The 13,256-nt window shown below is 66.2% G+C and carries 9 protein-coding genes; 3 read left to right on the forward strand and 6 right to left on the reverse strand.

Going from position 1 to position 13,256, the window contains the following annotated elements; genetic code table 11:
- Positions 1 to 908 precede the first annotated feature (908 nt).
- The 6 genes from V8683_RS25800 to V8683_RS25825 all read right to left on the reverse strand — a co-directional run bounded on the left by V8683_RS25800 (position 909) and on the right by V8683_RS25825 (position 10,007).
- On the reverse strand, positions 909 to 1,943 hold the full coding sequence (locus V8683_RS25800; protein WP_411192899.1) for a hypothetical protein: 1,035 nt from the start codon (positions 1,941 to 1,943) through the stop codon (positions 909 to 911).
- 72 nt (positions 1,944 to 2,015) lie between these two features.
- The gene (gene tssA, locus V8683_RS25805; RefSeq protein WP_411192898.1) at positions 2,016 to 3,101 is read right to left on the reverse strand and encodes a type VI secretion system protein TssA; all 1,086 of its coding nucleotides are present in this window, start codon (positions 3,099 to 3,101) and stop codon (positions 2,016 to 2,018) included.
- Positions 3,098 to 7,003, reverse strand: a complete 3,906-nt coding sequence (locus V8683_RS25810; protein WP_411192897.1) for a type VI secretion system protein — start codon at positions 7,001 to 7,003, stop codon at positions 3,098 to 3,100. The genes tssA and V8683_RS25810 overlap by 4 nt, the downstream gene beginning before the upstream one ends.
- A complete protein-coding gene (locus V8683_RS25815) occupies positions 7,000 to 8,100 on the reverse strand; it encodes a DotU family type IV/VI secretion system protein (RefSeq protein ID WP_411192896.1) in 1,101 nt (366 codons plus the stop codon). The genes V8683_RS25810 and V8683_RS25815 overlap by 4 nt, the downstream gene beginning before the upstream one ends.
- Complete coding sequence (gene tssK / locus V8683_RS25820; RefSeq protein ID WP_411192895.1) at positions 8,093 to 9,472, reverse strand: type VI secretion system baseplate subunit TssK; 1,380 nt, start codon at positions 9,470 to 9,472, stop codon at positions 8,093 to 8,095. The genes V8683_RS25815 and tssK overlap by 8 nt, the downstream gene beginning before the upstream one ends.
- Before the next feature lie 34 nt (positions 9,473 to 9,506).
- Positions 9,507 to 10,007 carry a hypothetical protein gene (locus tag V8683_RS25825; RefSeq protein ID WP_411192894.1) on the reverse strand — a complete coding sequence of 167 codons (501 nt, stop codon included), beginning with the start codon at positions 10,005 to 10,007 and terminating at the stop codon, positions 9,507 to 9,509.
- Positions 10,008 to 10,459: 452 nt separating this feature from the next.
- Here V8683_RS25825 and tssB point away from each other — a divergent pair, with 452 nt between their 5' ends.
- The 3 genes from tssB (at position 10,460) to V8683_RS25840 (ending at position 13,251) form a co-directional block, all read left to right on the forward strand.
- The gene (gene tssB / locus V8683_RS25830; RefSeq protein ID WP_411192893.1) at positions 10,460 to 11,026 is read left to right on the forward strand and encodes a type VI secretion system contractile sheath small subunit; all 567 of its coding nucleotides are present in this window, start codon (positions 10,460 to 10,462) and stop codon (positions 11,024 to 11,026) included.
- Positions 11,027 to 11,167: 141 nt separating this feature from the next.
- Positions 11,168 to 12,643, forward strand: a complete 1,476-nt coding sequence (tssC, locus tag V8683_RS25835) for a type VI secretion system contractile sheath large subunit (RefSeq protein ID WP_411192892.1) — start codon at positions 11,168 to 11,170, stop codon at positions 12,641 to 12,643.
- Positions 12,644 to 12,753: 110 nt separating this feature from the next.
- Positions 12,754 to 13,251, forward strand: a complete 498-nt coding sequence (locus V8683_RS25840) for an Hcp family type VI secretion system effector (RefSeq protein ID WP_411192891.1) — start codon at positions 12,754 to 12,756, stop codon at positions 13,249 to 13,251.
- The last annotated feature ends 5 nt before the right edge of the window (positions 13,252 to 13,256 follow it).

Here is a 13,256-nt window from a genome sequence, read left to right on the forward strand (position 1 = left end):
CGCCGAACAGCCAGCCCGAACCGATGATCGAGCCGAGGCCCGTAAACATCAGCGCGAACGGGCCGATGTTCCGTTGTATTGATTGATTCACATTGTCTCCTGTCGACCTCACCTGGCGCTTTGGCGTCCGGTAGGATCCCATGCAATACGGTATGGACAGCGCGCGGGAGCGAGGCAGGCGAATACGGTACGCACGCGGCGATGTGCTGCGCCTGTCTCCGCAAGTCGGCGGGGTGCCGATAGCGCTGTTTTTTGTTGCGGTGCCCTGTGCAGGCGGGCGACCGCCGTTATGGCGGAGACGCGATGATGAAGTGGCGGGTCGCAGTCGTCTAATGCTGTATCAGCATGGGTATATGCAAAATTTGCATAACAGGCCGGAGCGCCTCCCTGCCCCCACTCGACGACGCCGGCCATCCTCGGGCGCTTTGGTCGCCGATGACCTCGCGGGCAGGTTCGGCGAACGCGTGGACGGCGTCCGGATGGCACGAACAAGTGTAGGCGATGGCCCGACGTTGACCGCCGCTTCGTGAGGGGTCACTCGACCGTCCGACCGGCATTGCCGAAATAGAAACGGTTGGTAAGCCGTTGCGCTTTGGGGACCTAGCTTGAGGAATTGCCCTGCATCTGCGTCGATATGCTCGGAGTTCTCATGCAAGCCATGAAGCCGTTCACGACGACGATCGAACCATGTCAACAGGACATCCCGCTTTTCGCAGCATTTTCAGGCGCCTTGTGTTCGCGGCACTGCTGACTTCAGCGATGTCGCTTCAGGGCTGCGCAACCGCCGTGGAGAATATCGCCGTGGGCGCCGGGCTCGGCGCGGTAGGAACTGTCGCGGCGCTCGGCTGCATGTTGACGTGCCAGGGACACGAACCGGGGTGGTAAACGCCAGCGCCAGCCAACCCGACTCACATTGTCATTATTGTCGCGTAGGCCGCCGCCCCTCCCGCCATGATGGTTCGATAGTTCACCTGCCCATTCGAGCGGAAAATGTGGCCGCCCTCGGACTCAAAGACAGATGACTGGGTAATGGGATCGTAGGCAAGGTAGAGATGAGTGGGCACTGAAAGTGAATCCGGTATCTTGTAAGGCAATATTGTCAGGCAGTTGTGCAAAAAAATAGGCATCTCACCCGTCGTAGGTTTGGGCTCAAGGGTCAGCGGATCGGCCTCGATATGTTTCATATCGCCGAAAAATGCCCATAAAAGACTCCTGGTCTCGGGCGACGGCTCCCATATGTTCGTGATCTGGGTTGTCACCTTCTCATCACAAAACGGCTTGCATTTCCCTACGCTAAACAGCCTGGAGGAAGATATTTTCCCCATGGCTTGCGTACTGATACCGGCGAGCATAAGCAAAATTCTCGTCGGCCTTAGCCCGCTTAAAAAAATGCTGTTCGCAAGATTGAAAATTTGCGTTCCCGAGTAGCTGGCGTCGTCGACATAGAGCACGTCATATTGTCCGGGCGGCAATCCCTTCTTGTGCTCTTGCTCTGGAATAAGTTTGGCACGCACACCAAAGCCAATGCCTTCCGGGTTCAAGTCCGGCATCCTTTCCGTGCCCAACACCAGCCCGGTAAGCCAGGCGTCGCTTTTCCAGTCCGAGTTAATGACAGGGTAAATCGGCCGCCTTTCTGCTTTGAGCTGCGCCACAACCACTTCGGCGACTTGCTGGGCAAAATGAAGTTCTCCAGTGCGCATCAGGAGAGATACATTCCACGCCGCTTCCAGGTCACGGTCCAGTTTGTCTTCCCAGGTTGGGGCGTTTAAAAGGCTTTTGATTTTCTGGCCCGCTCCATCTTCCCGGAAGTTCGCAATCTCATTGAGCTTCGCTTTGAGCCAGTCGGTGTACGCCTTCGTGCCATGGGGTACCACACCACCAAACGAACTCATGCTGACCAACTTGCTGCATTCGGCCAATTTTTCGAGGTTGACTCTATACATGAAGCGCACCTGTGCCTGGTTGATAGTCGAGTTCGCGCAATGAACCGCTGAAAGACGGATTCGGCATTCCCCCTACCGCCCCTGTTCAGTCTCAGGCAGCAACCCCAGGGCACTGCCCAGCGCCCGACCTCTTTCCCCCGCCGTCAGTTCAAGCAGAAGCTCCGGCAACGGCCTCGCCCCCCAATCCAGCGCCCGCCTCAGCATATAAGGCACAGGACTATGCGGCTCATAACGCATCAGATAATCGGCAACGACCGCCAGCAACCGGTACGCCTCCTCGCGCGACTGCAGCTTGTCGATCCGCTCGACGGGCCGGCTCTCCGGCATGCCAACCACCGGCGACTCCTGAATCGGTGCGACTTCAACCATCGCTTCCTCCTTCCAGTCCGGATGCAACGCGAGCCACTCGCGCAAGACACCCTCGATCCGCTCGATCGTTTCCAGCAGCGACGCGAAACCCGGCGCCTCCGCACCCAGCCGTGGCGTGCACCACGCATCGAGTTTCGCAATAGGCTCACGAGCCGCGCCAACGGCCCGCAACTGCGCATGCAATGCGGCGGGCGTAGCGCCCAGCACCGCCTGCACCAGCGCCATCGCCGCGCGCGCCGCTTCTTCTCGCTTCGCGGCCGGCACATCCTTGCGGTCCTTCACGGCGATCGCCTCGCGCTGGGTGGCCACCCAGCGAGCAAGCGTCAACGCGGATCCATCTGGCCCGGCACACAGAGCCACACGCCCCGCAAGCAGGGTTGGATAGTTCTGCGAAATCCACGCCAGCGGCGCGGCACGAAAGCCATAATCGCCATCGCGCGGCAGCGGATGCAAGCAATCCCAATGACGCGCACAGAGTTCGCTCAGCAGTTCGAAACATGCCGGCAGCGCGCCGCATCCGTATCGATGCAGCCAGCTCTCGCCCAGCCACGCCGCCAGCGTCAGGTCCTTGCTGCGCTCCACCAGCAGCGTACGGCATCCGGCTTCGACCTCGGCCCAGTCGGCCACTTTCAGCGCGGTCTGCCAGATGCCGGCCGGCAACGCCGGATCGTCTTCGCGGCGCGCGGCCTTGATCGCGTCGAACGCGGGATCGTGAAGCAACGAGACGCCGCCGGGCGTGTCGCCCGGTATCGGCTGAACGAGCGCTTCGATGTCGTAGATCGGCTTCATCCGTGCCCTGCTTCGGTATTGGCCGGCCACTGTCCGTAGCTGACGGTTCGCGGGATGTATACGCTGCTCCCCGGCGCCGAGAACGGCAGGTCCGGATACGAGAGCGCGGTCTTCGACGCCCCCGTCATGCCCACGCGCATGAACATGCGCGCGGTCTGGGTGGCGCCGTTGCGATCGCGCACCGGGACGCTCAGCAGCATGCGCGCGTTGCCCGCGCCCTCGGCGCTATCTTCCGGTACCGCATGAAGGCGCACGAGACGCAGCAGCGCCCAGGTGTCGTTGGCGGCCCAGGTGGCGTCCTCGCCGTCGACCGACAAGGTCGGTTGGGCAGCGTCCTGCATCGGCCGCCACGGTCCGTCCTTCGCCCAGCGCAGGCTCAGCGCGGCGGCCTGCCCCGGCGCCCAGCGCAGCGGCGAACCGCCGCTGGAGGGCCACGCGAGCGTCTGACCACCGCTCTCGACCGACCACTGGATCACCTGGTCGGCGCCGGTTTCGTCGGCGCGATCGATGCGCCAGTCCACCGCCACGTCGACGCCCACGAGCGCGCCGTCCGCCCCCCGCGCGACGAGCGCGTCGAGCCACGGCTTCGCGCGCGCGAGCTTAGCGAGGAACTGCTGCGCGTCCGGATGCGCGGCCCCGCTCGCCTCGGCCGCGCTCATGCCGCGTTGCGCGTCCGCGAGCTTCGCATCGAGCAGCGCCACGAAGGCCGCCGTCTGGCGCAGATCGGCGGCCGGTGCATTCGCGTCGGCGGAAAACGGGAAGCGTCCGGCCAGGTTGCGCGCAAAAGTGCTGCGCAACTGTTCGTACGCATCCGTGCCGGTGCCGATCTGCAAGCGGTAGCAGCGCTCGCGTGCCGACGAGACGAGCTGCATGCCCGCGCTCGCGATGACGTCGCCCGTTGGCGGCACGTCCGCCTGAGCGAGCGAGGCGCCGCAGGTGTCGAGGTCCATCTTGTCGAGCTGATTGGAGATGACGGCCGGCACGGCCACGAGCGCGCTGGCCGGACTCCTCGCGCGGTATTGCGTGAGATCGGCGAACAATGCCTTCCAGCGGGCCACGAGATGCGCATCCGCAGTGGACAGCGGCGGGTTCTGCGTGGCGAGCCAGTCGAGCGCGCTCGCGGCACCGGCCGCCGTGTCGGACACGGCGCTGGCTTGCGCGGCAAGGTAGGTTTGCAGCGCTTCGGGCGTTGCTGCGCCAAAGGCGCGCTGCGATCCGCCCGGGCTGCCGTTCCATCCCGAGAAGTCGCCGCGCAGCGGTCGAAACGGTTCGAGCGATTGCAACTGGACGTCGGTCGAGCGCAGCACGCCGAGCGCCGCGTCGCTCACGCGCAGCGCGACCGCCTGCGCGAGATCCGTGCGCCCGAGCGAATCGAAGGCATCGACGAGGTCGAGCGCGTTCTTGCGCAAGGCGTCGAAGGGCGGCGCCTGCGTTTGCGGCACATACGCCACGTCGCGCGGGGTGCCGGGCGCCGCGGGCTCCGATAGCGCCGCCACCATGCTGTGCACGGTGGCGTTGCCGGCCGCGGCGAGCAACGCGCCGCGCCACGCTTCGGGCGCCTGGGCGAGAAGCCCGGCGGCGTACTGCTTGTACGCGGGCAGCACCGCGAGCGCCTGCTGGGCGGAATCCGCCGTCACGCCGCGAATCTGGGCCTCGGCGCCGCCTTCGCCCGAGACGAACGACTGGCCGAGCAAGGTGCGCAACGCGTCGCGCAGCGGCAGCAGGTCTTCCGCGAGTTGCAGCCCGCTGCTGGCATTCGAATTCAGGACGCCCGGCAGGTTGCCGCTCGCGAGCCACCGCGCCGCAAAGGCGCTCTGCTCGCCCTGTTCGTGTTCCAGCACGGCGGCTACCGGTCCCGCGCCGATCAGGTGCAGCCCTTTCGCCGTATCGAAGGTGGCGCCAAGGCCCGGCACCAGCTCCTGGCCGTGGGCGCCGGCCCAGCCGTGGTCCGCCGTATCGACCTGGGTGGCGAGCGTATCGATGCGCGTCGCCAGTTCGTCGAGCGCCGCCGTCGTGGGCGCCGCGCCCGACGCCTTGAGGTCGCCCAGCATGGACTGGATCTGCGCTGCGTTCTCCGTGAGTGAGGAGTCCAGATAGATCTGGTCGAACCAGTGATCGAACGTCTCCTCGAAGCAGACGCTCGTGCGCGCGCGCGCCGCAAGGGCATCGGTGCCGTCGAACGGCAGCGCCCCGTCGTCGGCTCCGTACACGCGCAGGGCTTCGTCCAGCTCCGCGCGATCCTGCACGTGATCGGGCGGAAAGCTCGCACCCGCCGTCCCGAGCATGAGGTGGGCCAGCATCGCGGTGTTGCCGCTTTCCGGATCGACGAGTTCGTTGTAGCCCTGGACGAGCCGCTCGGTCTGCGCGGCATTCGCCACGAGACGCGTCCCCATGGTGTAGTCAGGCAGATCCTGGGGCCGCCGCGCGCCGCTCGCCGCGGCGGCATCGCTGGCCGACGGGTCGGATGCCGCGGTCGTGTCGGCGCAGTTCAGACTGGCGAGACGGCTGACAAGCCGCTCGCGCAGCGGTGCGAACACGAGCCCGCTCAGCATGTGGTGCTGCGCTTCGGTAAGCCGCTGCCGCAGGCCGAACCAGGACAGCGGCATGAACAGCGTCGAAAGCTGCCAGCGCGGCACCTTGACGAACGTATCGGCCGCGCTGCCGAGCACGCGCTTCGCCGCCGCTTCGCTGTCGCTCGCCGCCGATTCGTGCCATGCCACGCCGGCCAGCGTCAGCGTGTCGTAGGCGCCCGCCAGCGCATGCGCGTCGCTGCGTACGTGCCAGGTCGCCACGCCCAGCCCAACGCTCCATAAGCAGCCCACTACGATCGCCAGCGCGGTGGCCACGCGGTAGCGCCGCATCCGCAGGGCGAGCACGCGCGGAATGGCGACGGTAAGGCCCTGCCCCCGCATCAGCAGGTCGTGCCAAAGGCGCGACGCGAAGACCGGCGGCGCGGCGGCAGCGGGTTCGCCCGGCTCGGCCGCGAGCGCATCCAGCGCGCGCGGCACCGCGCCCACGCACCAGATGCCGCGCATGAGCGGCGCGGTGCCGTCCGCGGCCCCGCGCAACGCGGGCTCGATGTGCTCGCACAGCGGCTCGCGCAGGGCATCGAGGCGCTGCGGCAGCAGGAAGACATCGCCGTCCAGCGCGCCGTCGAGCGTGCCCATTTCCGTGATGGTCGCCGCGAGCGCGCGGCACAGATCGGCAAAGGCGTCGTCCATCCACGCCGGCTCGAACGTGCGCCGCAGCGCGTATGGAGAAGCCCAGCCCAGCGGGGTCTCCGCACGCACGCGCTTTAACCGCGCCGCGAGCGTGTCGAAGCCCGGCACGGCGTCGCAGCCGGTCACCACGATGTAGAGCGGCAGCATTTGCCCCAACTGCCGCTGCAGCGCGATCAGCGTCCGCGAGGCCTCGATCGCCGCATTCGTGTCCGCGCGCGGTTGACCGTTTTCGTCGATCAGCGTGTCGTGCGCCACCACCCAGAGCAGCGCATCGAGCGGCCGACCGGGACGGTTGCGCAGCAGCGCGCGCGTGAGCCGCCGCCAGGCGCCGCGCCGACGCTCGGCCGCGGTGCCGAGCACGTCGCCAGGCTCCGCGAGCAGGATCCCTTCCGCGTCGTGCCAGACCCGGCCGTACCATGCCGGCTCGCCAACCGGAGCGAGGCGCCAGCTACGCGCGAGCGCGTCGAGCGCCGCCGGCGTTCCCGTCGCCAGCACCCGCGGCACGGAGTACGCGTCGCGCACGCCCATGGCGGCATGCACGGCGCGGATCACGGCGTTGAAGCTACGCAACGGCTGGCGTTCGTCGCGCCCGCGCAACCAGCGTATGAGCAGCGCAATCAGCACGCACGCCAGCAGAAGCGCGATGAGGACGAGGAGGACCGTCACGAGCGTATTCGTCATGGCCGCGCTCCCGCCTGCAGCGAATCTCCGCTCGCATCAGCGCCATCGAGCGTGCCGTCACGCGTGCCATCATGCGCACCGACGGTAACGGCGACGACCCGTTGCACCGCGACCGGAGGCGCCAGCGCGAGCGTTTCGGCCGGCGTTGTCGAAACAGTCGGCGTGGCAGGCGTCTGCGGCACGCTGGTGGAAGGCCACGGCGCACTGCCGCCGAACGGCGCCAGCGGGTGCACCGCGCCCTGCCTCTCTGCACGCGGCAACACCACGCCCGAGGTCGTGGTCGCATCGACATGGGTCGGACGTTCCGCCACGAGCGAAATCGCCTCGAACCGATCGAGCGCGGGCCTCACGGGCGCGGTCGCGAAGAGCCACAGCAGTTCCGACATGCCGATGAGCGCCGCGCAACCGCCCCCCACGAGGAGCGCGAGGCGCGCGCGATCCGGAAACATCTGGCCGAGCGGCCGAACCTCGCCCGGTGCCAGTGCGGTGCGTTCGAGCGGCGCGCTGAGGCGTTCGGGTTCGGGATCGCGCTGCATGGCGAAGGCGAACAACGCATGGCGCAGTTGATCGTGGCGCAGCGCGCCGGCCTCGCCTCGCAGCCGTCCCTTGAAACCTAACGTGAGGCAGGCGAGGTAGACGTTCGCGAGATCGCGCTGCGACGGATCGCGTTGCGCAAGCAAGGCCTCGATGGCGGTCGGCACGCGTTCGCCCGCGGAACGGGTGCCGAAAATCCGCGCCTCGAGCGGCTGCGTTTCCCATGCGCTCGCACCGGGCCACGCGGAAAACAGCAGCCGTTCGTCGAGCAGCGCGACGTAGGCATACTGCGCGGCGGCGATGTCCGCTTCGCCCGCCGCCCCCGTCCACGCCATCGCATCGCGCGCGAGCTTGCGCGTGGCGACTTGCAACTGGGTGGCCAGCGCATCGGCTTGCTGCCGGGCATCGGGGCGCGCTCCGCCGTCGTCGGCGGCGCTGGTCTCTCCTGCCGGTCCGGCCCGCTCGGCAAGGTGCGCGCGCGCTTCTTCGGCGTGCGCGAACGCCGCGACAAACGCACGCGTCAGCGGCAAACGCTCCTGATCCTTGTTGGCGGAGTCAAACATCGCCGGCTCCGGATCGGCGGCCATCGTCGTCTCCATCGTCGGACGGCGTGAACAGTTGCACCGCCCAGGGAGCGCGCCCCGTAGCGGCGGACCGCACCTCGATACACAAGGGCTGGGTGCGGTCGAACCACGTTTCCTCCGACGAAAGCATGAAGAGCGTCGTGTCGTCGCCCGTGGCATACGCGGAGCGCTCTTCGCGCGCAAGCCGGCGCCGTGACAGCCCGCGCATGCGCTGGCGCGCGAGCGTCGCCACATGGGGACGCGACGCCACCACGGCCTGATCGAGCCACTGGCTCGCATCGTGTTCGCCGGCGTCGGGAGGCATACGCAAACCGATCACGAGTTCGCGCGGCACGCTGCCGCCGCTACTACCGCTACCACCAAACGGCGGCGCAATCCAGAAACTGCCTCCCTCCGCGTTGAACGCGCGCACGCGATAGCCCTGCCGTATGGTTGCAAGAGCATCCTCCGTCCATTCGAGCAGCGGATCGAACGATGCAAGCAACTCCATGTAATCGAATGCCGCGAAGGCGGGCACGCCGTGCGCGGGACGCAGCGCGGCGAGTGCGCCCGCCATGCCGGCGACCGCGCGGTAAAGCTCGGCGGGATGCGCAACGCCCGTGGCGAGCGTCGCCTCGACCTCCGGCAAGCGGGTCCAGAGCGCGCAGAGCTGACGCTCGATCAACGCGGCATCGTCGCGTTCCTCCGCGCGCTGGGCCGCCTGCAACCGCCCCGCGAGAAAAACGCACTTCTCCCGCACGCGCATCAGCACCCGCATCACGCGCTGACCGAGCAGCGAGTCGGCGCGCACGAACGGACACGGCGCGGCGTACTCCGTCACCGCCACGCCGCCGCCCTGCTGCTTGAGGCGCATGAGCGGCAACCGGTCGAATTCGTGCCGGCCGAGATCCGTCATCAGATGCAGGCGCGGCGACCAGGTGGTGATCGAAGCGGGCTCGCCACCCGAGACGAGGTCCGGCACGTCCGTGCTTTCGCGCTGCCGGTAGCGCCCCGCCTGGGGGTCCAGTTGCCCGCTCCGATAAAGCGGCGGCACCGCGAGATAGATGGTGACGGCTTCATCGGGCTCGCTGAACGCGCGGGCCACGTCGACCTCCAGCACCGGATCGAGCGGCGTGTGGCGTATCGCGAGGCCGTCGGCCAGGATCGCCTCCAGCGCGCTGATACGCACGAGGCCTTGGGCGAGGCCCGCCGCGTCGTACTCGAGCGAGAGCACGCCCCAGTAATGGGAACGCGCTGCGCTGGCCAGCAACGCGGCATGACCTGCCGCGTGCAGCGCCTGGGTCTGAAAGTGTTGCGGCAGCAAAGGCATGCCGTCGAACCAGCAGACCGGATCGGGAAATGGGATGCGCATAGCGGAGAAGGTGGTCGCCTCGATGTGCCTTCATTCAGCGTGCGGCCTGCACGCTCAGGTCCTGATCGCCTAATAGCAGCAGCGCATTGGCAGGGCCCATGTCGAGCCTCACGCGGTGCGCGCCCGGTGTCTGGTAGTTTGCGAACACGACTACGCCGGCCCCGCGCTTGCCTCCGAACGCGAACGGCGTGGCCGCGATCTGCTGGCCCGGCACGACCTCGTAGGACACGACGGCAAGATCATCCGGATGATCGCGCCGCCATTGGTCGCGCTGCGCGAACCACTTCGAGGACGGCAAGCCGAGCAACGCATCGAGCAACTGGGGATTGCGAACGAGTACCGCATCGACTGCTATAGGCGTGTCCAGATTGGCCTGCGTCGACACCGCGATCGCCAGCGTGTCCACCTCGACCTTCGGCAGCGATGCGGAACAGCCGGCGAGACCCCACACGGCGAGCGCCGCGAGCGCGGCAAGTCCCCCCCTGCGCGGCGCCCTGGCCGTGCACGGCGTGTTGACCGATAGCGTGGTGATCACTGCGCAAGCCCCATTGTGTGCGTCGCCTCCGGTCCGCCACGATCTCCATCGCTCACGCGGATCCCCTCATGCTGGTTCGTATTTCTAATCATTGCGCATGTTTTCCATGCCGGCAGCTTCGCGCGTAGTCTACAAGCCGGAATGACGCTCGTGCAATAACGATTTATTACCGGATCTATTCATGAAATTCGTTAAAGCAATGTGAAAGTCACGCCAATTCATGCGCAGTAAATATTGTTTGAACTTTGTTGTTTCCTGTCCTAAAGTCGTGACCGTCGATCCCCGAGGTCACGCAGCACTGGCGAGCGAAGCGGTGTCATCGCGCCAACCCTGCTTGCGGCAGAACCCTCCGCACCTCGTATACGACATCGGGGCATGCCGCATTGCATTCGATATGCGCACAGGCCTCTTTCACTCGACTATGCAATAAAAGAAAGAATTCCGAGGTGACCATGGCCGACAGTACCCAGCACTGGTTCGAAAGGAACCGCCCACCGCGTGTCCAGATCACGTACGACGTCGAAACCGGCAACGCCATCGAAAAGCGGGAGCTGCCCCTCGTGGTCGGCATCCTGGCCGATCTGTCCGGCAAACCGGCCGAGCCGTTGCCGAAAATGACGGAGCGGCGCTTCGTCGACATCGACCGCGACAACTTCAACGACGTCATGAAGTCGATCGGCCCGCGCGCCGTACTGCAGGTCGACAACACGCTCGCCGCAGACGGCAGCAAGATCAACGTCGAACTGAAGTTCGAGAACATCGACGACTTCGATCCCGTCAACATCGTCCAGCAGATCGCGCCGCTCAAGCAGCTCTACGATGCGCGTCTGCGCCTGCGAGACCTCCTCACCAAGCTCGACGGCAACGACGAACTGGACAAGCTCCTCCAGGAAGTCGTGCACGACCCGCAGGGTTTGAACGAAATCCGCTCGGCCCATCCGCAGGACGCCGCGCCCGCCCAGTTGCCGCCGCCGGGCGACGCGCCGGAGCCGCCCGCCGGCGAAACGCCGGCTGCTTGAGCGTTCAATCAGGCGGCCGACCGGGTGGTCAACCGCGCGGTCGACTGCGCGGTCAACTGCGCGGCCAGCCGGGCCGCTAACTGCGTGGCCAACTGAGCGGCGAATGACGCCGCCAAACGGCCGCTACGCGAGGAGAAACTCATGTCCGATATCCAGGCCGCCGCGCAAGCGCAGGCGGAACCGGTCGCGCTGCTCGATCGCATCGTGCACGAAGGCCGCATGGCGCAATACGAGGAACAGCAGCAGCACGCGCGCGAACTGCTGGCCGAGTTCGCGCTGCAGGTGCTCGACAAGAACATGACCATCAGCCGCGACACGGTGGCGATGATCAACGACCATATCCGCAAGATCGACGAGCTGATCAGCGAGCAGCTCAACGAGGTGCTGCACCACCCCGACATGCAGGCGCTCGAATCGTCCTGGCGCGGGCTGCACTTCCTCGTCAAGGGATCCGAAACGAGTTCGCGGTTGAAGCTTCGTCTGCTGAACGCCTCGAAAAAAGACCTGCAGAACGATCTGGAGAAAGCGATCGACGTCGACACGAGTGCGCTCTTCAAGAAAATCTATGAAGAGGAGTACGGCACGTTCGGCGGTCATCCGTTCAGCGTGCTGGTGGGCGACTACTACTTCACGCGCCAGACGCCGGACGTGAGTCTGCTCGAGAAGCTGGCCTCGGTGGCGGCGGCCGCGCACGCCCCGTTCATTTCGGCGGCGCATGCGCAGCTCTTCGACATGACTAGCTTCACGGAACTCGGCGTGCCGCGCGACCTCTCGAAGATCTTCGAAACGATCGACATGCACCGCTGGCGCGAATTCCGCAAGAGCGAGGACTCGCGCTATGTCGCGCTCGTGCTGCCGCACATCCTGATGCGCCGCCCCTACCATCCGGACAGCAATCCGGTGGAGGGCATGAACTTCTTCGAAGACGTGGACGGCACGGACCATACGAAGTATCTGTGGGGCAATGCCGCCTACGCGCTCGCCCAGCGGATCACCGACGCCTTCGCGCAATATAGCTGGTGCGCCGCGATTCGCGGCGTGGAGGGCGGCGGCGCCGTGGAGAAACTGCCGGACCATATCTTCCAGACGGCCTCGGGCGACAAGGTCATGAAGTGCCCGACCGAAGTGGCGATCACCGATCGCCGCGAGAAAGAGCTCGACGCGCTCGGCTTCATCGCCCTCGTCCACAAGAAGAACGAAGGCCTCGCCGTGTTCTTCGGCGGACAGACCGCCAACAAGCCGGTCGCGTACAACACGCCGGAGGCGACCGCGAACGCCCGGATTTCGGCGATGCTGCCATACATTCTCGCGGCCTCCCGCTTTGCGCACTACATCAAGGCGATCATGCGCGACAAGGTGGGGAGCTTCATGACGCGCGATAACGTGCGCAGTTACCTGAACACCTGGATCGCCGACTACGTGCTCGTCAACGACAACGCGCCGCAAGAGATCAAGGCGCAGTATCCGTTGCGCGAAGCGCGCGTCGACGTGACCGAGGTTCCCGGCAAACCGGGCGCGTATCGCGCGACGGTGTTCCTGCGGCCGCATTTCCAGCTCGAGGAACTCACCGCGTCGATCCGGCTCGTCGCGACCTTGCCGCCGCCCGCGGCCGCCTGATCGCCAAGTTATCCTTACGACCGCGGCGCCTCGCCGCCTCCATCCCCTGAACACGCCCGGCGCCGCGATGGCGGCCCGCGCGGTTCCCCCTGTCCCGGGAGCAGCAAACCATGGATTCGATCATTCTCGACCTCGGCAGCGACATCAAAGGCGAGTGCACGCTGGAGGGCTACACGGACAAGATCGAGTTGATGTCCTATAGCCACAACGTGGCCATGCAGGTGACCAACGACGTCAGCAATTCGGAGCGCACGTCGGGCAAGCCCCACATCGGCGAATTCACCGTCACGAAGTTCGTGGACGTGGCCACGCCCACGCTCAACGAATACTGCTGCGGCGGCAAAGCCATTGCTTCGGCGTCCGTCGTAGTGGGCCGCAACGCCGCCGAAAGCGACGGCAAGATCATGCCCTTCATCACCTATACCCTCGACAATGTCGTGCTGAGCAACGTCAGCGTGTCGGGCGGCGCGGGCGGCAAGCCGGTGGAGACGCTCTCGCTGAACTTCACGAAGATCAAGTGGGAGCTGACCTCGCAGAAGGACGACGGCTCCAAGGAAGGCACGGCGGCCTCGACGTGGGATCTCGCCGCGAACAAGGTCGTGAAATAAAGGGG

The sequence above is a fragment of the Paraburkholderia sp. AV2 genome (assembly GCF_054968425.1).

What these genes read in the sequence shown, in the direction of transcription:
- V8683_RS25800 (WP_411192899.1), bottom strand. Translation starts at nt 1,943, where the DNA reads ATGTATAGAGTCAACCTCGAAAAATTGGCCGAATGCAGCAAGTTGGTC.
- tssA (WP_411192898.1), bottom strand. Translation starts at nt 3,101, where the DNA reads ATGAAGCCGATCTACGACATCGAAGCGCTCGTTCAGCCGATACCGGGC.
- V8683_RS25810 (WP_411192897.1), bottom strand. Translation starts at nt 7,003, where the DNA reads ATGACGAATACGCTCGTGACGGTCCTCCTCGTCCTCATCGCGCTTCTG.
- V8683_RS25815 (WP_411192896.1), bottom strand. Translation starts at nt 8,100, where the DNA reads ATGTTTGACTCCGCCAACAAGGATCAGGAGCGTTTGCCGCTGACGCGT.
- tssK (WP_411192895.1), bottom strand. Translation starts at nt 9,472, where the DNA reads ATGCGCATCCCATTTCCCGATCCGGTCTGCTGGTTCGACGGCATGCCT.
- tssB (WP_411192893.1), top strand. Translation starts at nt 10,460, where the DNA reads ATGGCCGACAGTACCCAGCACTGGTTCGAAAGGAACCGCCCACCGCGT.
- tssC (WP_411192892.1), top strand. Translation starts at nt 11,168, where the DNA reads ATGTCCGATATCCAGGCCGCCGCGCAAGCGCAGGCGGAACCGGTCGCG.
- V8683_RS25840 (WP_411192891.1), top strand. Translation starts at nt 12,754, where the DNA reads ATGGATTCGATCATTCTCGACCTCGGCAGCGACATCAAAGGCGAGTGC.